General features: G+C 45.1%; 19 protein-coding genes. 8 read left to right on the top strand and 11 right to left on the bottom strand.

Going from position 1 to position 21,811, the window contains the following annotated elements:
• The first annotated feature begins 91 nt into the window (after positions 1-91).
• A complete protein-coding gene (gene barA / locus SHAL_RS06210; RefSeq protein ID WP_441295994.1) occupies positions 92-2,863 on the top strand; it encodes a two-component sensor histidine kinase BarA in 2,772 nt (923 codons plus the stop codon).
• 1 nt (position 2,864) lies between these two features.
• Positions 2,865-3,470 carry a YjaG family protein gene (locus SHAL_RS06205; protein WP_012276327.1) on the top strand — a complete coding sequence of 202 codons (606 nt, stop codon included), beginning with the start codon at positions 2,865-2,867 and terminating at the stop codon, positions 3,468-3,470.
• Between the two features lie 121 nt (positions 3,471-3,591).
• Here the strand turns inward: SHAL_RS06205 and SHAL_RS06200 are convergent, their stop codons facing one another.
• Both SHAL_RS06200 and SHAL_RS06190 read right to left on the bottom strand, forming a co-directional pair.
• The gene (locus SHAL_RS06200; protein WP_012276326.1) at positions 3,592-4,494 is read right to left on the bottom strand and encodes a LysR family transcriptional regulator; all 903 of its coding nucleotides are present in this window, start codon (positions 4,492-4,494) and stop codon (positions 3,592-3,594) included.
• A 1,227-nt stretch (positions 4,495-5,721) separates the two neighbouring features.
• Positions 5,722-5,916, bottom strand: coding sequence for a hypothetical protein (locus SHAL_RS06190; RefSeq protein WP_041415871.1), 195 nt, complete (start codon positions 5,914-5,916; stop codon positions 5,722-5,724).
• Positions 5,917-6,224: 308 nt separating this feature from the next.
• Here SHAL_RS06190 and SHAL_RS06185 point away from each other — a divergent pair, with 308 nt between their 5' ends.
• The 3 genes from SHAL_RS06185 to recN all read left to right on the top strand — a co-directional run bounded on the left by SHAL_RS06185 (position 6,225) and on the right by recN (position 9,295).
• On the top strand, positions 6,225-6,548 hold the full coding sequence (locus SHAL_RS06185; RefSeq protein WP_012276325.1) for a hypothetical protein: 324 nt from the start codon (positions 6,225-6,227) through the stop codon (positions 6,546-6,548).
• 299 nt (positions 6,549-6,847) lie between these two features.
• Entirely contained in the window at positions 6,848-7,000 is a 153-nt protein-coding gene (locus SHAL_RS23210; RefSeq protein ID WP_012276324.1) for a hypothetical protein, read from the top strand.
• Positions 7,001-7,633: 633 nt separating this feature from the next.
• Complete coding sequence (gene recN, locus SHAL_RS06175; RefSeq protein WP_012276323.1) at positions 7,634-9,295, top strand: DNA repair protein RecN; 1,662 nt, start codon at positions 7,634-7,636, stop codon at positions 9,293-9,295.
• A gap of 83 nt (positions 9,296-9,378) precedes the next feature.
• Here the strand turns inward: recN and SHAL_RS06170 are convergent, their stop codons facing one another.
• The 9 genes from SHAL_RS06170 to glyA all read right to left on the bottom strand — a co-directional run bounded on the left by SHAL_RS06170 (position 9,379) and on the right by glyA (position 17,032).
• Entirely contained in the window at positions 9,379-9,873 is a 495-nt protein-coding gene (locus SHAL_RS06170; RefSeq protein ID WP_012276322.1) for a phosphatidylglycerophosphatase A family protein, read from the bottom strand.
• Positions 9,873-10,832 (bottom strand): thiamine-phosphate kinase, encoded by a 960-nt coding sequence (gene thiL, locus SHAL_RS06165; RefSeq protein WP_041415870.1) that lies wholly within the window; start codon positions 10,830-10,832, stop codon positions 9,873-9,875. The genes SHAL_RS06170 and thiL overlap by 1 nt, the downstream gene beginning before the upstream one ends.
• Before the next feature lie 174 nt (positions 10,833-11,006).
• Entirely contained in the window at positions 11,007-11,414 is a 408-nt protein-coding gene (nusB, locus tag SHAL_RS06160; RefSeq protein WP_012276320.1) for a transcription antitermination factor NusB, read from the bottom strand.
• Between the two features lie 14 nt (positions 11,415-11,428).
• The gene (gene ribH / locus SHAL_RS06155; RefSeq protein ID WP_012276319.1) at positions 11,429-11,905 is read right to left on the bottom strand and encodes a 6,7-dimethyl-8-ribityllumazine synthase; all 477 of its coding nucleotides are present in this window, start codon (positions 11,903-11,905) and stop codon (positions 11,429-11,431) included.
• Between the two features lie 145 nt (positions 11,906-12,050).
• On the bottom strand, positions 12,051-13,154 hold the full coding sequence (gene ribBA / locus SHAL_RS06150; RefSeq protein WP_012276318.1) for a bifunctional 3,4-dihydroxy-2-butanone-4-phosphate synthase/GTP cyclohydrolase II: 1,104 nt from the start codon (positions 13,152-13,154) through the stop codon (positions 12,051-12,053).
• 159 nt (positions 13,155-13,313) lie between these two features.
• On the bottom strand, positions 13,314-13,979 hold the full coding sequence (locus SHAL_RS06145) for a riboflavin synthase (protein WP_012276317.1): 666 nt from the start codon (positions 13,977-13,979) through the stop codon (positions 13,314-13,316).
• A gap of 3 nt (positions 13,980-13,982) precedes the next feature.
• Complete coding sequence (gene ribD / locus SHAL_RS06140; protein WP_012276316.1) at positions 13,983-15,104, bottom strand: bifunctional diaminohydroxyphosphoribosylaminopyrimidine deaminase/5-amino-6-(5-phosphoribosylamino)uracil reductase RibD; 1,122 nt, start codon at positions 15,102-15,104, stop codon at positions 13,983-13,985.
• Positions 15,105-15,172: 68 nt separating this feature from the next.
• Positions 15,173-15,622: a transcriptional regulator NrdR gene (nrdR, locus tag SHAL_RS06135; protein WP_012276315.1), complete on the bottom strand. Its 450-nt coding sequence runs from the start codon at positions 15,620-15,622 to the stop codon at positions 15,173-15,175.
• A gap of 153 nt (positions 15,623-15,775) precedes the next feature.
• Positions 15,776-17,032, bottom strand: a complete 1,257-nt coding sequence (gene glyA / locus SHAL_RS06130) for a serine hydroxymethyltransferase (RefSeq protein WP_012276314.1) — start codon at positions 17,030-17,032, stop codon at positions 15,776-15,778.
• A 278-nt stretch (positions 17,033-17,310) separates the two neighbouring features.
• Here glyA and ettA point away from each other — a divergent pair, with 278 nt between their 5' ends.
• From ettA to SHAL_RS06115, 3 genes are all read left to right on the top strand, one after another.
• A complete protein-coding gene (ettA, locus tag SHAL_RS06125; RefSeq protein ID WP_012276313.1) occupies positions 17,311-18,978 on the top strand; it encodes an energy-dependent translational throttle protein EttA in 1,668 nt (555 codons plus the stop codon).
• Positions 18,979-19,252: 274 nt separating this feature from the next.
• Positions 19,253-20,401 carry an acyltransferase family protein gene (locus SHAL_RS06120; RefSeq protein ID WP_083758309.1) on the top strand — a complete coding sequence of 383 codons (1,149 nt, stop codon included), beginning with the start codon at positions 19,253-19,255 and terminating at the stop codon, positions 20,399-20,401.
• 71 nt (positions 20,402-20,472) lie between these two features.
• Entirely contained in the window at positions 20,473-21,543 is a 1,071-nt protein-coding gene (locus tag SHAL_RS06115; protein ID WP_012276311.1) for a metallophosphoesterase, read from the top strand.
• The last annotated feature ends 268 nt before the right edge of the window (positions 21,544-21,811 follow it).

The following is a 21,811-nucleotide window of genomic DNA, read 5'->3' as shown; positions in this document are numbered from 1 at the left end:
CTGGCCAACACAGGTTAATATCTGGCAGTCTATCGATTACTCACACTATATTTAATGGTAACCCATACAAAGAATGAATGATGCCAACAATATGACCAAATACAGCCTTCGTTCATGGGTTCTGGTATTGGCGTTAGCCCCTACAATTTTAGTGGGGATCTTATTAGGTGGCTATTTTACCATAAATAGATTCTATGAACTTGAAGATACGCTCATAGAACAAGCAAGTAATATCATCGAACCCTTGGCAATTGCCTCTGAAGTCGGCCTTGAGAGCAAAGATTTCGAAACCACGAAAAGACTGATCACCTCTGCACAATTAAATAAAGCCTCATTGGTGCAGTTTATTGCCATCTTCGATGATAATAACCGAGTAGTAGTAACCTCCCATCATTATAAAAATCATGAAGTTATGCGCTTCGATAAACCATTAGACTCGATGCTACGCACCGAACTTGAACAAGTCGGCGACAGCATGATTTTGCGTGCGCCAATTTTTAAGAGCAGTAATGCTCCAGTGCAAGGCCTTGATAAAAGCCAGCAAGCTGATAGTGACATCATAAAAATTGGTTATATCGCCATCTTAATCAATAGGGAAAATGCACTACTACAGCAGCACCGAGCCGCTGTCGCCGCCTTTATTATTGTATTAATCGGTGTGCAGCTAAACCTATTCTTTACCTTCCGTCTGGTTAAAAACGTCACGCAACCGATCACAGAGATGGTGCGGGTCGTTGCCAAAATTCGTGAAGGCAAGCTCGATACCCGCTTAACGGGCAACTTGATTGGTGAGCTCGACCTGCTTAAACGCGGTATCAATGCAATGGCGGGCTCGCTTTCGGAATACCATGATGAAATGCAGCAAAATATTGATCAAGCGACTTCAGATTTACGCGAAACGTTAGAGCAGATTGAGATCCAAAACGTCGAGCTAGACATGGCAAAGAAACGCGCTCAAGAAGCCAGTCGGATCAAGTCAGAGTTCTTAGCGAATATGTCCCACGAACTAAGAACGCCACTTAACGGTGTGATTGGTTTTGCCAAACAACTATTAAAAACCCCACTGCACTCTAGCCAGCAAGACTATATTCGAACCATTGAACGCAGCGCGACTAACCTGCTTAGCATCATTAACGATATTCTTGATTTTTCTAAGCTCGAAGCCGGTAAAATGGTACTGGAAAATATCCCCTTTTCATTGCGTGAAACCTTAGAAGAAACCGTCACTCTGCTATCGAGTAGTGCTCGAGAGAAAGAGTTAGAGTTTGTTATCGATGTCGACTCGCGCATCCCAGAAGATGTCACTGGCGACGCGATGCGCTTTAGCCAAATCATTACCAACTTGGTCGGTAATGCGATTAAATTTACCGATAAAGGCAGCGTGCAATTAAAACTGCAACTTGAAGAGATAAAAGAGCAAAAGGTTCACCTTAGATGTGAAATCATAGACACTGGTATTGGCATTGACAAACAACAACAGTCCTCACTATTCCAAGCTTTTGGTCAGGCAGATTCATCGATATCACGCCGCTTTGGTGGCACCGGGCTTGGACTTGTTATCACTAAACGCCTCATCAATCGCATGGGAGGGCAGATAGGCTGTTATTCAGAGCCTAAACAAGGCTCCACCTTTTGGTTCTCTCTGCCGCTAAATATTAGCCAATATCCTATTCACGATACCTTGCCGCTAGCAACCCTTGAGGGCAAGAGTATCCTGCTATTTGAGCCGAGCAATCTTTCACGTCATGCCATAGAGCGAATGTTGCAACGCTTGGGCCTAAGAGCCACTATCGCAAAAAATATCAAGCAGCTAGAGTTTATTGTGACGCAATCTAATAATGTGTTTGATTTTGGTCTAATTAGCTGCCGTGCTGTGGCGGCATCCCATCAGCCAGCAAATACCCTTAAACTCGCAAAATCTAAGATCGATTACCTGCTACTCATCTCTGATTGTGCCGAACAAGAAGAGGTGTTCTCTCTAGTACGCCCTTATGTGGATAAACAGCTTTCAATGCCCGTTGGTGAAAGACTACTTTCAAGTTCGCTACTCGATCCGCATTCGAGCTTAATCAGCGAAGCGTTACTCCCTATCGACGCGACACCTACGCCCGCAAAACGCGAGAATTTAAGCGTTCTAGCCGTCGACGATAATCCAGCCAATCTAAAACTTATTGATACCTTATTAAAAGAGTTAGTGACCCAAGTGCAAGTGGCTGATAATGGTGAGTTAGCAGTAAAGCTTGCTAAAGAGCGTAGCTACGATCTTATCTTTATGGATATTCAGATGCCGGGTACCGATGGTATTACCGCCACCAAGCAGATAAGGCACAACTCCTCAAACCGTAATACACCTATTATTGCCGTTACAGCACATGCTATCGCCGAAGAAAGAGAGCGTATCTCCTCAAGTGGTATGGATGGCTACTTACCCAAGCCCATTGATGAAGCGGCACTTAAAGGGGTGATCACTCGCTGGAAGACCAGACCTAAGTTTACCCACTTTGATCAACGGACATTGAATTGGGAGCTATGCTTGACCCAGGCCAATAACAAGCCAGACTTAGCGCTAGACATGCTTAAGATGTTATTAAAGTCACTACCAGAGACTGTTGAGCAGATAGAACTTGCTCTTTCAAGTTTAGATGATGATAAAATGCTCGCCTGCATCCATAAGCTCCATGGAGCTTGTTGCTATTGCGGCGTACCGACAACTCAGAAACTTTGCCAGGAAATAGAATCTGGGTTAAAGCGCGGCGAGACAATAGAGAATGTAGAACCGGAAATACTAGAGTTACTTGATGAGTTAACTAAGGTAGAATCTGCCGCTAATCAAGTGATCTCCCAGCTATCAGTGGATATATAAGATGACAAACAAACAGGGATTTTTTAAACGCCTAAAAGCACTAGAGTTACCTCAAAAAAAGCTTTTTGCGGTTGCCCTATGCCAACGTATGCTACCTAATTATCAGCTTTTTTCAGAAGTATGCGAATTTGGCGACCCCAAGGTACTCGATACCTTGCTTAACTTGCTTTGGCAGTCGATGTACGACAACAAGCTCAAACTGAATATCGATATTTACCTCGAACGCCTTGAAGCCAATACGCCAGAACCAAGCGACTTCGATGTTTACGGTGTTTACCCTGCAATGGATGCCGTCGTTGCATTAACTTCACTTATCAGTGCACTACAGAGCAAGGTAGAAGAAGATATTGTCAATATCAGTAAGCTGTCATCAGCGACGGTAGCTAACTATATCGAAGCGACTTGTGAGCAAGAATTTGATAATGAAGATGCCTTAGATGACTACATCTTCGCCCATGAAGTGATGCTTGAAGAGAAAGAGATGCAAAACTCTCTACTGCAAATTATCGAAGATAACCTATCGATGAAAGCTGACTTTGTGAAAGAGTTACGTAAGGAAATCGTTGAAATTGGTGTGTCTAACATTGGCATTGAAGCCACAAGATAACTCACCAATACAGTAAAAATTAGCGCATTACGACTCATCGTTTTGCGCTCCCCCTCCCCCCACACAGAGGCTAATATCTAGCTAAAGTCTCTACTCAAATACATTTATGATCCGCCTTAAGCTAGCTATGCATCGAGAATAAACCTTCCGCCTTAGATTGCATAAATTCGATAAACAGTTTCACCTTTAGGGGTTGATGGCTGCGCTGATGATATAAAATCGAAATTCGTCTTTTTTCACCAATCCACTCTGGCAGTAATCTCTGTAATTTCCCGGCTCTGAGCTCTTCTTTAACAAAGAGTTCCGGTCCATAGAGAATGCCGCCGTGATCAACCGTCGCCTCCACTGCGCCATGCAAATCGCTTAATGTCAGCTTGGCTTTACCATCATAATAAAATGATCCACCATTTGGGTGCTTTAGCGACCAATTATAGAGTGGCCATACTTTAATTAAGGCGTGCTCAGCAAGCTCTTGGGGGTGAGTGAGTACAGGCGCACTGTCGATATACTGTTGAGAGGCAAATAAACCATAATTAAGCACACCCAATGAGCTAGAGATCCAAGATGAATCTGGTTGGGTACCGCCCACTATCGCTACATCGACACCTTCATCAATTAAATCGATCACGTTATTGTTTTGCGTAATATGCAACTGAATATCCGGATACTGCTCGCAGAACTCATTGAGCGCCTTGATAAAAATCATCGAGATAATCGACACAGGGGCAGCAATACGTAACGTCCCCTCAGGCTTATCAACCGTAACCCCGCTGATGCTGTCAAACTGAGAGATAATCGACTGATACTGCTGAAACAGCGCAATGCCCTCTTCAGTTAGCCTCAGCTTACGAGTATTACGCATCAATAACTGTTTATCTAATACCGTCTCCAACTTAGTCAGCTTACGGCTCACTGTGGCAATCGGCATATCGAGCTCTTTAGCGGCCTGAGAAAAGCTGCCCGCATTCACCAGATGCACAAATTGATAGATCAGCTGTAATTCCAAACCAAAGTTGGTACTCATGGAGATAAATCCTACTACTTAAGATAAAACGGAACTGAACTCAGGCTCAAGCTCAAGCTCAAGCTCAAGCTCAAGCTAAGACTAGGCCTAGCCCTCATACTCGCCACAATATTATACCAAAACATAATTTGTATCGTGTTCTAGCGCAATGTTATCGAGATTTACCCTATAGCTATTCCGCAAGGCTTTAAGCTAAGCGAGTATGGGAGCGTATAATATCTCGCTGCCAGCCAGTCGCTCTGTGACGTCAGGCTCCAAAAGTAGGTGTCACCCAAGTCACGCAGATCATCAGCCGCTGCGCCAACGTCGTCAGACAGCTTTATGCAGAAGTGGAGCTTGAGAGTATCAATTATCAAGACGCCTACCGTCGGCATTAGACCGCTCCAAAGGTCGCACAGAGTAAGCGCTTACGGATAAGCGCTGATAATCCATAAGCATAGAGTTAGACTGCGTCTAACAACTAACGTCGTGGCGCTTCGCCCACACCCGAGCGAGAAGGAGCCCATTGTTATTTTTAAACTAAGAGTAGTAATCAGCAAAAGTGGTTCCAATTGCCTGCGGCAGGCGTATGTGCAGACACTTCTGAGACTCGCTGCAAGCACGTCTGACCGCCAAGGATGGTGGAAATGCCAAATTCTGTATGGAACAGAATTGGCCTTGTGAGTTCACGAAAACATCCCTGTTTTCGACGGTCTCAGCCGTATCTACACCGAATTTATAACAGCGCAACCTTTTACGGCTAAAGCCCTAAATAGTTATTGGACAAAAGCTATTCACCACGGCGAAACCATGTGCTAACAAGCGAGAGCTAGGGATAGCGAACTGGCCGTTAAACACGGATGTTATTGGAACACCGAGGCCACGAAGAAAGGCAATAATTAGCAGTAAGCTCAGATGTCGCTACTTCTGTGGAACGCTGTAAAGCCGTCCTTGGCCGCTCTGCGGTTTCATCCTTGAAACCGAAGCCCACAGCCGCACCGACATCTGACTATTCATCTCTGCGAATTAGCTCACTCAGATATTGGTGGTCACAGTTAACTCTTACTATTGCTGAAACGGTTTTGGACAGAAATATGTTAGTGCTAAGGCTCTAAAGGCGAGCGCTGGCATTAGGAAATGTATCGTAATTTGATATGCAGTAACGCTCTAAGAATGGGCAGAAATTGTTGGCAAAGATGTTAATGAACGAAAATAGCCAACTGTATTTTATCCTTACTTATTAGCTTGTTATATGTTTATTTGCTCAACTATTTCTTTACCGAACTTATCCATTTTGCAATCACATTTTGGACAAGTCCAACCACCCCACATTAGTTGCTGAATATTCTCTGGTATACGTAAAGCTGGCATTTTCTCATCACAGTTTGAACAGAAGACCTTATCTAAATTGACAGCCATTTTTGAACGCTCTGTATTCGACATGATCAACGTCCTTATTAAATTACACTCTAAACTTGAACAATATATAACGCCGCATTAAGTGGAGAGCAGCTACCACCCTACCTAAACCATTGTGCCATCACACTGTAACCGAAGAAAACTGAGAATGCCAAGCGTTGGGAATCCGCCTTAAACGCTTCGTTCAACGAATAAGGAAAAGGACGCGGCTGCGCGCGGCCTATCCTTATTGTATGGGTAATAACTAAAAAACGTCTAACAGTACAAAGTGTTTTGGTTGCTAGCTTACATTTTGCTAATCTGGAATAATCAACCAAAAATATAAAACATTTATGATTCATATTTCTCAAGTTGCACCATTAATAGACAGGCAATTCAAGCAGTTGCTGCCGAAAGAAGCTGTTCAGTTTAAAACTTACAAAAAAGATCGCGGTTTTTTAATCTACTGTATCGACCCTTCTCGCTTTGAAATTGTTGAAACTGGATTTTCCAATACTTCATCAGTCGGTGATATGGCGAGCATCAAAAAGCAAGCGCACAAAGCACTAAAGCGCGAATTCCCAAGGAGTAATATGGTTTGGGTTACATACTACAAAAACGTAGACTCTCCTTCCCACATTGACGACTCAAATTCACACCAAGGCTCGTTATTTTGATTTCTATATAGCATAACCGCTTATTGAATAGCAGCTCAAAATAACTGAGACAGCCATTATTAGTTGCAGTACTTATCGTCCTCAATCACTACTCAAATGGGCAAAGCTTTTGACTCATACATTGCCTAAGCTCTGCAATTACAAGCTGAACATGACTTGCGAGCAAAATATCAGCAATTGAAATAAAAATCACGCAGCAGAAACGCCAAATATCGGTCTGGTAGCGTAACAAGGTTTGAGTAAAGTTAACGGGTGAAAATTCAGAACTTTTAGAAGAAGCAAGAAAATCACTCAAAACAATGGAAAGCGAATTTGAAAAGCTAATCATTAAAGCTCAAGACTTGGGTGAAGTGGGTAAAGAGAAAGATGCTAAACAACTAGCACGCCAGATACAGATCTCAGGTCTGCGCACTTACGCTAGAGTATACGATGGTAATGTACCATTAGATTAGATGATCGAAGATTTGTTTACACACTATCCTTTCTCGCAATGAATTTGAATTTGCTGAAATATTCTTACTTTTTGCATATATTATTATGCGATTAAACATAACTTGAAGCATGATTAAGTTCGTAGATTTGTTTACGAGCTTCGATTACAGAAATGTCATCGCAGAGCTTACTGCTCCTGTCTTTCATAAAGAACGGCTGCGAGTCACTGCTGTACTACAAATAAAGTTGTTCCTTCACATCTGCCCCATAGGGAGCAGGGAAATATCATTATTATGTAGGGAACATCATTGAGCATATGAACACGACATTCGGACATCCTGTCCTGTACCTGCTGCAGGCGATTAATAACCATATAGCTACAATGTAGAACTCGCTTCCCTGTAGCAACCGCTCTGACAGAAATGTAATCAGCCTTCATTCCAAGGCTAGACTAGTCTCCCCTTTAGCTCTTTGAAAAACTAATCTTTGATTCCTAAGCCCACTAATAACAGTTTTATCTATCAGATTAACTTCACTTGAAACTGAAACGCATACATGTGATTAATATCGAGTGATCATACAACAGTTGTTTACTGTATAGATAAACAGTATATACTGTTTAACTATACAGTGTTTTGATAAAGGACATCACTATGCTTTGCCAACTCAGCATCAACAACTTTGCTATTGTGCGTTTCTTAGAGCTCGACTTTAAAGCTGGAATGACCAGTATTACGGGTGAAACCGGCGCGGGTAAATCGATTGCTATCGATGCTCTCGGCCTATGTTTAGGTAATCGAGCCGACGCCAATACCATTAGACCTGGTGCCACTAAGGCCGAAGTAAGTGCCCGCTTTTTATTAGATGATACTCCAGCAGCAAAACGCTGGCTTGAAGATAACGACCTTGAACTCGATGACGAGTGCATCTTGCGCCGCACAATTAGCAGTGATGGCCGCTCACGCGCCTACATCAACGGTAATCCCGTGCCGCTAACGCAAATCAAATCCCTTGGGCAGCGGCTTATCGGTATTCATAGCCAACATGCTCACCACGCTATGCTAAAGAGTGAGCATCAACTCACCCTGCTAGATAGCTATGCCAACCATAAGATGCTGCTCGACAGCGTCAGCGCTAGCTACCACAGATGTAAGACTATCGAGAAACAACTGCATCTATTAGAGATGTCCCAGCAGGAGCGTTTAGCGCGCAAACAGCTACTGCAATATCAGGTTGAGGAGTTAAACGAATTCGCTATTAATGAAGGCGAATTCGAGTCTATTGAGGCTGAACATAAGAAACTGGCTAACAGCACTGCTTTAATCGAGCTTTGCCGTAACCAACTGCATATTTTACAAGAGAGTGATGAGGGTAATGTTGAGTCGCTATTAAATACCTCGATCAGTCAGGGGCAAGATCTTGAAAGCTACGACCCTGAACTCGGCGGTGTCCTAGCCATGCTTAACGATGCGCTTATTCAGGTACAAGAAAGTAGTAGTGAGATAGAGCGTTACTTAGATGGCTTAGAGCTAGACCCTGAATATTTTGCTCATTTAGAGCTGCGCCTTTCTAAGACGATGCAGCTTGCCCGCAAGCATCAAGTGATGCCAAATGAGCTCTATACTCATCACCAGAGTTTGCTAGAGGAGCTTGAAGACTTAGGTTCTGACGACGACAAGTTAGATGATATTAGTGAACAGTTAAAGGCGAGCCAAGAGGCTTATCTGCAACACGCTAGAAAGCTCAGCCAAAGCCGCAGTCGTTATGCTAAAGAGCTTGATAAACAGGTGACCCACTCCATCCACGAGCTCAACATGCCTAAGGGTAAGTTTACCATTGCGGTTAACTTCAATGAGGCGGTTATCACCCCAAGTGGCTGTGACAGCATTGAGTTTTTAGTCTCGACCAACCCAGGTCAGCCTCTGCAGCCTATTGCAAAGGTCGCCTCCGGTGGCGAGTTGTCGCGTATTGGTTTAGGCATTCAGGTGATCACCGCCAAAAAGGTCTCGACGCCGACACTGATCTTCGATGAAGTGGATGTGGGTATTTCAGGGCCTACCGCGGCCGTTGTTGGCCGTATGCTGCGCTCACTTGGTGAGTCGACTCAGGTGTTTTGTGTGACCCACCTGCCGCAGGTGGCGGGTAATGGCCATCAGCATATGTTCGTCAATAAGAGCAGCAAAGCAGGTCAGACTGAGACCTCTATGGTGGCACTGGACAAAGCTCAACGCATCGAAGAGTTAGCGCGCTTATTAGGTGGCGATACCATCACCAGTAATACCTTGGCGAATGCGAAAGAACTGCTGCTCAGTTAATCCCTTTTATACCGGACTAAAAACAAAAATGCAGAGCCTTCGCTCTGCATTTTTTATGACTCGATATTTTAAGCGATTAAGCATCAAGCGAGGTAATAGGCTAAACCCTGTAAGCAGAGCATGGCAAAAATACCCGCTAATACATCGTCAATCATGATGCCAAAACCACCGTGGACCTTAGCATCGAGCCAGCGAATGGGCCAAGGCTTTAAAATATCAAAGAGACGAAACAGCAGAAAACCAATAGCCAACCATTGCCAACCCGCAGGGGCAGCAATCATGGTGATCAATAGCCCAGCAATTTCATCCCATACTATCGCGCCATGGTCGTGCACGCCCATGTCTTTCGAGGCTTTATCGCAGATATAAAAACCTGCAAGCACACTAATAACCGTCAGTGCGATATACCAAGGCAAGCTCAATGGCGCCATCAGCAGAAAAACCGGGATAGCTGCCAGCGTGCCAAAGGTGCCTGGCGCCTTAGCCACTAGCCCAGAGCCAAACCCAAGGGCGAGAAAGTGAATAGGATTCTTCAGTGATAGCTTAGCTAATACTGGATCTTTAGAGAGTAGATTCATTAATTAAAGTGCTCAAAGCCCAAGTTGACCGGTTCGAACGGCTGATTACCGGCAACTAATCTTAACTGACCACCGGTACACACTTGACCGATCTGGGTAAATTTCACTCCCGATTCTGCCAAGGAAATTTCTAGCATGCCTTTTTGCGCTTCGGGTACGGTAAACAGTAACTCGTAATCTTCGCCCCCTGTCAGCGCGTAACTGAGTGCTAACTCAGTTGAGACGCTGCGCGTCAATGGCTCAGACATAGGAATGTTGTCGACATTAATCACAGCCCCCACATTCGAGGCTTTTAGGACATGTTGGATATCTGATACAAGGCCGTCTGAGATATCAATTGCGCTGGACGCTATCGTACGCAGTGACTGGCCAGCCAGTACCCTTGGAGTCGGTCTGTAGTGACGATTAATCAGGTAACTCCGGTCCTCGCTGCTCACTTCAACTTTATTACGCAATAAGTCTAAACCAAGTGCCGCGTCGCCTAATGTTCCGGTCACATAGATCCAATCACCGTTTTTAGCACCACTACGAGTCAAGCCTTTACCTTTCGGAAGCTGGCCATTAATCGTGATAGTGATTGAACGTGGGCCGCGCGTGGTGTCACCACCAATAAGCGCCACTCCGTAGTACTCTGCAATCTCAAACAAGCCTGCGCTAAAGTCAGCCAACCAGCTTTCATCAACTTCAGGTAGAGTCAGTGCCAGAGTCATCCATGCAGGCTCTGCACCCATTGATGCAAGATCCGACAGATTAACTGCCAATGACTTAATGCCCAGCTCCTTTGCTGGCATATCAGGGAAAAAGTGCACATTTTCAACTAAGGTGTCACAAGAGATAGCAATACACTTGTTTTCAGCAGGTTGAACAATGGCGCAGTCATCGCCAATACCTACCGCAATGTCTTTGCGAGACTGGGCGCGCCCAGTAAAGAAACTTTCGATTAATTGAAATTCTTTCACAATACTAATCACAAATAAGAGGAAGGTTCAGGGAGATGAGATAAGTGTCGATCAGACCGTTACTCTAGCAAAGATTAAGAAATTACAGCGGCTTTGCTCTGAGTGAAAATGCGCGGACTGCTCTTGTCTCCCCATCGGGTATAACAAAAACGGCATCCTAGGATGCCGTTTCTACTATCTATTGCGTGCTACCAGCTTGTCGAGAATGCCGTTAACAAACTTATGTCCATCTTCTGCGCCGAATGCTTTTGCAAGCTCGATAGCTTCGTTAATCGCTACCTTATAAGGCACATCCTTGCGGAATGTCAGTTCATAAGTTGCTATGCGTACAATCGCTTTTTCTACTGGATCCACTTCGTCGAGTGGACGAGTCAAAAATGGAGTGATTAACTCATCTAATTGACTTTTCTTTGTTGCAACGCCACCTAATAGCTCACGAAAGTAAGCGATATCAACGCCAGCAACATCTTGTTCAGTTAGAAACTCATGCTCAACATCAGCAATATTGTTACCACTTAGCTGCCATGAGTAAATGGCCTGAACGGCTAAACGGCGGGCCTTACGGCGCTCTGAAGGCTTCATTAAATTGTCCTAAATTACAGCTGTTCTTCAAGTGCTTGCAGAACGTTAACCATTTCTAGCAGACCAAGTGCAGCTTCGCCGCCTTTGTTACCTGCTTTAGTACCCGAACGCTCAATAGCTTGTTCAATGGTATCAGTGGTTAATACGCCGAATGAAACAGGAATATCGAACTCAAGTGCAACTTGAGCCAATCCTTTATTACATTCACCTGCAACAAAATCGAAATGAGGTGTACCACCACGGATTACCGCACCTAGTGCGATGATTCCGTCAAATTTTCCACATGCCGCGACGCGACGTGCAGCAAGTGGCAGTTCAACAGCGCCAGGTACTTTAACTACAGTGATGTTTTCATCTGCAACTTGACCAAAACGCTTAAGAGTGTCTACCGCGCCATTGAGCAAACTATCAACAACAAAGCTGTTAAAACGTGAAACTACGATCGCAACTTTGGCGTTTTTCGATTCGATATTACCTTGAACTACGTTCATTTATCTTACCTAAATTAGCTTAATTACCCAGCATAGGGACGGAAGAGGCGGTATGATACCACAGCACTCCGCGCTGATCTCTATGCAATTAATAAGAAAAGTGTGAATTTAAGCCTCAAGCTGACAATCAACCTGAGGCCAGTATTTATTCTGCAATATATTCAGTTACTTCTAAACCAAAGCCTGAAAGAGAGTGATAGCGCTTTGGTGAGCTCAGTAGACGCATCTTAGTGACGCCCACATCTGCTAGAATTTGCGAGCCGACACCCACTTGGCGAGACGTACCCTGCCACTTCGCCGCAACAGGTGTGCTGCCATTGTCTTCAGCTTCAAACGCTTTAACTTTTGCTAAGATATCGCTGCTATGCTCATGGTTACCTAATAACACCAACACGCCGCCTTCATCACCAATACGCTTCATGGCTTTTTCGAGTGGCCAGCTACGCTGCTGATCGCGCTCAGAATGCAGTAGGTCATTAAAGGTATTTTGCAGGTGAACACGTACCAAGGTGTTTTCAGTGACTTCACCTTTAACCAATACATGATGTAGTTGGTTGTCGATTGTATCGCGGTAAGTCAGCATGTCGAACTCACCAAAGCGAGTTGGTAACTTACATTTAGCTTCACGAACGACGCTGGTTTCTTTGGTGTTACGGTATTCGATAAGGTCGGCAATCGTGCCCATCTTCAAACCGTGCTTCTGGGCGAAGATTTCAAGATCTGGGCGACGAGCCATGGTGCCGTCATCATTTAGGATCTCAACAATTACTGACGATGCTTCAAAGCCTGCAAGGCGTGCTAAATCACAACCGGCTTCAGTATGGCCTGCGCGAATGAGTACGCCGCCTTCTTGTGCCATTAATGGGAAGATATGGCCAGGTTGCACGATATCTGATGGCTTAGCATCTTTGCCAACGGCAGCGAGTACCGTTACAGCGCGGTCTTGCGCTGAAATACCCGTTGTTACGCCCTCTGCCGCTTCAATCGAAACGGTAAAGTTTGTCGAGAACTGCGCGTTATTGTTAGTTACCATTAAAGGTAAGTTAAGCTGCTGACAGCGCGCTTTAGTCAATGTTTGACAGATAAGGCCACGGCCAAATGTCGCCATGAAATTCACAGCTTCAGGCGTCACCATGTCGGCAGCCATGATAAGGTCGCCTTCATTTTCTCTGTCTTCGTCATCCATCAGGATCACCATCTTACCTAGACGAATATCTTCAATGATCTCTTCTATACTATGTAACGCCATGTTCAGACCTTTATTTTTTATCACTGTATTCTAAGTTACATACGCTAATAACGATGTTCTCAAAAATAGTGGCTAATGTAATGATTATTCTTGTTTCTATTGCTTGTTATAAGCGTCATTAAGGCAAATTTAATCGTCAAATTAGCCTTAAGCCAGTCTTTATCGTAAAAAACCTGAGCGTGCTAACAGTTCCATGGTCACTTCAGACTTGGGGCCATTATCTTGCTCTTGGCTGGGGTAACTCATTAGTCTCTCTAAATGACGGGCGATTAAGTCCACTTCAATATTGACGCTATCACCGGCTTTCAGATCCACTAACGTGGTTTCGCCCGCAGTGTGCGGTACTATGGTCAGTCTAAATCGATGGCCTTGCACCTCATTGACAGTCAAACTCACGCCATCGATGGTAATCGAGCCTTTATGGGCGATATAACGACCCAGCTCAACAGGCGGTGTTAACCAAAACTCAATCGCTTGGCCACGAAACTGCCTGTCGTCCACATGAGCAATACCGTCGACGTGACCACTAACCATGTGCCCGCCTAAACGGGTTGTAGGGGTAACCGCTTTTTCAAGATTAACGGCTTTTCCCACCGGATAATGAGAGAAACCCGTCAAACTGACAGTTTCGGCTGAAATATCTGCCACATACCCGTCGGCCATCAACTGAACAACGGTCAAACACACACCATTGGTGGCAATACTGTCGCCTAGTTTTACGTCTGACAGATCCAGCTTGCCACTGGCAACCGTTAAACGAATATCATCACCGCGGCGCTCTACTTTTCTTAAGTGGCCAACAGACTCAATAATCCCTGTAAACATAAACTAATTACTCACTCTTAACGTTAAGCGGGTATCTTTACCCACTTTGCGCTCATCGATTAGGTTGATACGCGGTATGTCGGACATGGCTTGAAAATCATCTAATGCAAGCAAGTTACGCCCCTGCCCACCTAAGATTTTCATCGCTTGATACAGCACGATTTCATCAACTAGCCCTTGGTTAACAAACGCGCCTGCAAGTGTTGCTCCGGCTTCAACGAGTACGGTATTACAACTCTTCCCCAGTAAGCTTAATAAGGCTTGCAGATCGATACGAGCATCAACTGCTGGCAATACCTGACTTTGAACATGTGCAGGCCAAGCAGCCTGAATACTCTCGGGATATGCGATTGTTGAAACCAATAGAATAGGACTTGCGCTGTTAAATAAGTTTAGCTCTGTACCCAGGCGAGCCTGACTGTCTAATACTACGCGCAGTGGCTGGTGGATCTCTGCTGGTGCAAGTTGACCTGCAAGCGAGCCTAACTCGCTATGACGCACATTTAAACACGGATCATCGGCAAGTATGGTTTCGACACCCGTTACCAAAGCGCAATGGCGTGCTCTAAGTCGCTGTACATCGCTACGCGCTTCAGGTCCGGTGATCCACTTAGATACACCGTTAGACAAAGCGGTCTTACCATCGAGGCTAGCCGCAAGCTTAACGGTCACCCAAGGTAAGCCTTTTTCCATACGCTTTAAAAAGCCTAGGTTCACTTGCTTAGCTTCTTCGGTCATCAAGCCGACATCGACTCGAATGCCCGCATCGCGCAGCATGGCAATGCCACGGCCTGAAACTTCTGGATTAGGGTCGGTAACGGCTATCACCACACGGCTTACACCATGCTCGATTAACGCTTTAGCACAAGGAGGAGTGCGGCCATAGTGGCTGCAGGGTTCTAGCGTGACATAAGCGGTGGCGCCTTTGGCGTCTGCCCCTGCCATATTTAACGCATAAACTTCGGCGTGAGGGCCACCGGCTCGAATATGGTAGCCTTCACCCACGATCTCGCCATCTTTAACGATAACGCTGCCCACACTTGGATTTGGGCGGGTGGTGTACATGCCCTTTTGTGCCAACTCAATGGCAAGGCTCATCATTTGACTGTCTTCGATAGACCACATAATGGCGGCAATTCCGATTGTTCGATTGATGGAGGGCTATACGTTGAACTTAGCCCATGTAGCATAGGTTACTTTTGCAGTTTAGCGATCGCATCACCAAACTCTGAAACATCTTCAAAGGCACGATAGACAGAAGCAAAACGAATATAGGCAACTTTATCTAAGTTGACTAAATGATCCATCATCAGGTTACCTATCATTTCTGATTTCACTTCACGCTCACCGGTCGCGCGTAAAGTCGATTTAATCTTAGTTAATGCCTGCTCAATTTGATCCATAGACACAGGTCTTTTCTCTACGGCTCTTAACATACCACCGCGCAGTTTTTCTTCATCAAACGGCTGGCGGCTGCCATCTTGTTTCACTACCCGAGGCATCACAAGCTCGGCACCTTCAAAGGTGGTAAAACGTTCATGGCATTGAACACACTCTCTACGTCGACGAACCTGATGGCCGTCAGCGACTAATCGCGAATCAATCACTTTTGTGTCAGTTGCGCTGCAAAATGGACAATGCATTTAGCCTCCGTTTAGAAATTAGTTAGTTTCACTCACTGGATTTAGCTAAACCTCAGTTCAGAAAGTATGCTCGAATCAAATGTATACTCGAATAAGAACAAAAATGGCCGCATAAATGCGGCCATTGGAGTCTACCTGATTTAACCCTTAAGGTTAACCGTAAACAGGGAACCTAGCGCACAATTCCAGAACCTGAGCCTTAACACGCTCGCTAACGGCAAGATCTGAAATATCATCTAAGATATCGCACATCCAGTGAGTGAGTTGCACAGACTCTTCTTCACCAAAGCCACGACGGGTAATCGCAGGAGAACCGATACGAAGACCTGAAGTCACAAATGGTGAACGTGGGTCATTAGGTACAGAGTTCTTGTTCACTGTGATGTTCGCATTACCTAGAGCTGCATCAGCATCTTTACCAGTAATATCTTTGCTGATTAGATCAAGCAAGAATAGGTGGTTGTCAGTGCCGCCAGATACCACATCGTAGCCACGCTCGATGAAAGTGCGTGCCATCGCCTTTGCGTTAACAACCACTTGCTCTTGGTAAGTGGTGAACTCTGGATCTAGCGCCTCTTTAAATGCAACCGCTTTAGCCGCGATAACATGCATCAATGGACCACCCTGACCGCCTGGGAAGACCGCTGAGTTTAACTTCTTATAGATATCTTCATCGTTAATCGCAGATAAGATCAAGCCGCCACGAGGGCCAGCGAGTGTCTTATGCGTCGTTGTTGTCACAACGTGAGCGTGTGGCATTGGGCTTGGATAGATGCCTGCAGCAACAAGACCTGCAACGTGCGCCATATCAACAAACAGGTATGCACCTACTTTATCAGCGATTTCGCGGAACTTACCCCAGTCAACAATGCCTGAATATGCACTGAAACCAGCGATGATCATCTTTGGCTTGTGCTCAACCGCTAGACGCTCAACTTCGGCGTAATCAATCTTGCCGGTTGTTTCATCAATACCGTACTGAACTGCGTTATATAGCTTGCCAGAGAAACTCACATGAGAACCGTGAGTTAAGTGACCACCGTGTGCTAGGCTCATACCTAGAACGGTGTCGCCACCTTGAAGCAGCGCCATAAATACCGCTGCGTTAGCTTGTGAGCCAGAGTGTGGCTGAACGTTGGCATAAGTTGCACCAAATAGCTCTTTAGCACGTGAAATCGCTAGCTCTTCAACAATATCTACATGCTCACAACCGCCATAGTAACGCTTACCCGGGTAACCTTCAGCATACTTATTGGTTAGCTGCGTACCTTGGGCTTCAAGAACGCGAGGACTGGTGTAGTTTTCTGAAGCAATGAGTTCGATGTGCTCTTCTTGACGGCGTGTTTCATCTTCAATTGCTGCAAATAGTTGTGGATCGTAATCCGCGATATTCATATCTTTTTTCAGCATTACTCACTCCAGCTGTAAAGTCTTGTAATAGGGTTGCGCGGTATTCTACAGCGCATTTGATCACAATCCCAGCATTTACAACATGAAATTACTTGCATTTCTAGATGAGAGAGTTTCGTAAAAAGCACCAATACGAGTAAAAAACACCCCAAGTCTCATCATTCTATTCAAGAGTTAACTCGTAAATAAACAGCTCGAATTCAGATTTAAGTTCTGCATCGAATCGAGTAGAATTAGCGCCATTCAACGTAGAAAAAATACAATCGAAGAGAAATAACATGGCTCAATTTGTATATAGCATGCTTAGAGTGGGCAAGATTGTTCCGCCTAAAAAACAGATCCTAAAAAATATCTCGTTAAGCTTTTTCCCTGGCGCTAAAATTGGTGTTTTGGGTCTAAACGGTTCGGGTAAATCGACCCTGCTTCGCATCATGGCGGGTCTTGATACCGAAATTGAGGGTGAAGCGCGCCCAATGCAAGATCTCAAAATCGGATACTTGCCGCAGGAACCTAAACTCGATCCAAACCAAACCGTGCGTGAAGCGGTAGAAGAGGCAGTTGCTGAAGCTAAAAATGCTTTAGTGCGTTTAGATGAAGTTTACGCACTTTACGCCGAGCCAGATGCCGACTTTGACGCCCTTGCTAAAGAGCAGGGTCAGCTAGAAGCAATTATTCAATCGCAAGATGCCCACAACCTAGAGATGGTATTAGATAGAGCGGCCAACGCCCTACGTCTTCCAGATTGGGATGAGAAAATCGAAGTCTTGTCGGGTGGTGAGCGTCGCCGTGTAGCTATTTGTCGCTTGCTGCTTGAAAAGCCTGACATGCTATTACTCGACGAGCCAACCAACCACTTAGATGCCGAATCCGTTGCTTGGTTAGAGCGCTTCTTACAAGACTATAGTGGCACCGTAGTGGCAATTACCCACGATAGATACTTCCTCGATAACGCCGCAGGCTGGATCTTAGAGCTTGACCGTGGTGAAGGTATTCCATGGGAAGGTAACTACTCTTCATGGCTTGAGCAAAAAGATGCTCGTCTACAACAAGAATCATCCACTGAAAGCGCTCGCCAAAAGACGATTGCTAAAGAATTGGAATGGGTTCGTCAAGGAGCCAAGGGCCGTCAGTCTAAAGGTAAGGCGCGTATGGCTCGCTTTGAAGAGCTTAATACTAACGACTACCAGAAACGTAACGAGACTAACGAGCTATTCATTCCGCCAGGACCACGTTTAGGCGATAAGGTTATTGAAATTAATAACCTAACTAAGTCTTATGGTGACCGCGTACTTATCGACGACTTGACTTTCTCTGTGCCTAAGGGCGCTATCGTCGGTATTATCGGTGCTAACGGTGCGGGTAAATCGACTCTATTTAAGATGATCTCTGGCGCAGAGCAGCCAGATAGCGGCACGGTTGAGCTAGGTGAATCGGTACAAATTGCCTCGGTAGAGCAGTTCCGTGATTCGATGAACGACAAGAACACCGTTTGGCAAGAGATCTCTGACGGCCAAGACATCATGCGCATCAACAACACCGAAATTCCAAGCCGTGCCTATGTTGGCCGCTTTAACTTCCGTGGTGGCGATCAGCAAAAGATCATCGGCACCCTCTCTGGTGGTGAGCGTAACCGTGTGCATTTAGCGAAGCTACTGCAAGCGGGCGGCAACGTACTGCTACTCGATGAACCCACCAACGACTTGGACGTTGAAACATTGCGTGCACTAGAAGAAGCGCTACTTGAGTTCCCTGGTTGTGCCATGGTGATTTCGCACGACCGTTGGTTCCTCGATAGAATCGCGACTCACATTCTAGATTACCGCGATGAAGGTAAGGTGAACTTCTACGAAGGTAACTACACCGAATACTCAACTTGGTTGAAAGACACCATGGGTACCGATGTGGTTGAGCCGCACCGCTTAAAGTACAAGCGTATGGTTAAGTAACTTTTACCACTCGATTTGAAAGGAGGCCTCGGCCTCCTTTTTTATTGCACTAATTTATTGTACTGATTTGTTGTACAAGCCCTCCCCAAGAATTCCCACCCCATAACGAATCGCGCCCCTCTAAGACCCAAAACAACACAAATATTTCGCATCTCAATAACAAAAGGCTTAATAATTATGCCAAAATACCATTTGGTATAAATTAGCCAATTGAAATAGCAGCGGTTCCTATCGCTAGAATAATAACAACACGCTATCAATGGACGATAAAGCAATGGACGATAAAGCGAAGCCCACGCCGCAGGAAAGTCGTACTCACGAAAACTCACCGGGTACTGCAGTGGAGGCCAAGACTCAAGTTAGTACTCAAACCAAGAAGTCCACCAGCTTCTTAAACAGTATTAATCACTTTCGCGGCATCGCGATTATATTTATCGTCATGGCCCACTGCTATCGCCCCGCTGGCTGGCAAATAGAAACCTTTGCCGACAAAGCATGGTTCAACTTAATGATGAATGGCACGGTGTTTTTTGTGTTTATCTCAGGTTTTCTATTCCACCATGTGTTTTATCATCGCTGGGACTATAAGAAGTATATGAAGAGCAAAACCAAGTTTGTTTTTCTGCCCTACTTATTACTGTCACTACCGTGGATTGTCTGGCACCTTACCGTCGGCACCGATCCTATGATGCATAAAGAACTTGCTGATATTACGATGCCAGCCGAGGCTGCAGGTTGGTATGTGATTACAGGTCGCACCCTTACCGCTTATTGGTATATTCCCATGGGCATGATGCTGTTTGCGCTATCGCCTTGGGTTATGTACCTGATTAAAAAACAGCAAGTGCTCTACTACGCTATCCCCTTGCTGCTTATCGCCATTATGGTGCACCGCCCCATATCCAATCTGAATGCGATTCAATCTTTAGTCTATTTCCTACCCGTTTATCTGCTAGGCGTTTGGGGCTCAGCCCATCGCGATAAGTTGTTTCCCTTTATCGATAAATATTGGCTGCCGATGCTACTCACAGGAATTGCCCTGGCACTCATTCAAGCGCAATACTTTGGAGCCGGTACGCTTAATAAAGCCCCATTTGAAATGACAGTGCCCGACTTAATGCTGCCACAAAAAATCTTACTCACGCTGGTGATATTGGCGATTTTGAACAAGTTTGAGCATATCTCGATTGCGCCGCTGCAAAAGCTGGCCGAGGTCAGCTTTGCGATTTACTTTATTCACCCTTGGATCACCACACCTTGGTGGATGATCTACGATAGCCCAGATCTATTAAACCTCGCTGGCCAGGGCAATATTTTTACCACCTTAATCGTCACCTTAGTGATTGTCGCGATCTCTTACATTATTGCCATCGTCATTAAGAAGTTACTCAGTAAACGTAGTCGCTACCTGATTGGTTGGTAATAACAAGCATTCGTTCAAAAATGAAACAGGTATAAACCAAAATAAAACTAACAACAAAGAAGTATCAATATATGTTTAAAACCCTACTCTATGCCACAGCGCTGCTAAGCTTACCGGCGCAGCTTAGCGCTCACGAGCCATTAGCTTATCAGTTTGATGGGCCATACCTTATTCAAGAACAGCAGAATCAAGCACCGACCGCATTCTGGATCTGTAATGCGAACCTTAAAACCACTAAGACCAAGCAACAGGTTGTTAAACGACCAGAAAACTGTGGCCAGCTGCCCCAGCCTATCCTCAGTGATGCAATAAAGCAGGTGATGCCTGACAGCTATGATGGCGTCAAAAAGGTCGTCGCCCTTAGCGATGTGCACGGCCAGTACGATGTATTAATCACCTTGCTTAAGAATCAAAAAATCATCGATGCCGATAATAACTGGGCCTTTGGCGCTGGCCACATGGTGATGACAGGGGATATGTTTGACCGCGGCGATCAGATAAACGAAGTGCTGTGGTTTATGTATCAGCTAGACCGTCAAGCCAAAGCCGCCGGCGGCATGTTACATCTACTAATGGGTAATCATGAGCAGATGGTGCTAGGAGGCGACTTAAGATATGTGCATGAGCGTTATGACTTAGCCAGCGAACTACTACACAGAAGCAACGACGCCCTCTATGGCGAAGACACCGAAATTGGCCAGTGGCTGAGAAGCAAGAACACCTTAGTCAAGATTAATGACGTGCTGTATATGCACGGCGGCATCAGCAATGAATGGCTTGAGCGTAAGTTAACCATCGAGCAGGCAAATCAGTTATTTCGCGCTAACATCGGCAGGCCGAAGGCGGAACTCAAACAAGATGAGCTATTAAGCTTTCTGTTTTATGGCAATGGCCCAACCTGGTATCGCGGCTACTTTTCAGAGGCTTTTACTGAGGCTGAGCTTGATAAAATACTGGCCTATTTTGACGTCAAGCATATAACCGTGGGTCACACCTCACAAAAACAGGTACTTGGGCTATTTAATAATAAAATCATCGCCATCGACAGCAGCATTAAGCGCGGTGAACAGGGAGAGCTGTTGCTTATCCAGCACAATGAGTTAACTCGCGGCCTCTATGATGGTTCTCGCCAACCGCTCTAGTTCTATCCCGCTATAGCGGCTGATGCTATCCAAATAAAGCCAACAATTTTTGTTGGCTTTATTTTTACAGGCTGACTTTAGCCGATAAATAGAGCTTGCTGAGTCAATTGATAAAACCATAAACGAAACAGTTAACGCTACAAGTGTTGCAATAAGTTAAACTATCAGGCAACTTGATCTAAAAAAGTAAAATATTAACTTCTACTTTTCTTTACTTTACATTGCTTTACCCTACAAGGCTGAAATTTTATCTAAAATAATTCCAACT

The organism is Shewanella halifaxensis HAW-EB4, assembly GCF_000019185.1.
Classification (GTDB): domain Bacteria; phylum Pseudomonadota; class Gammaproteobacteria; order Enterobacterales; family Shewanellaceae; genus Shewanella; species Shewanella halifaxensis.
Note: the sequence above shows the minus strand (reverse complement) of the source record. Positions and strands in the feature narration are given on the sequence as shown.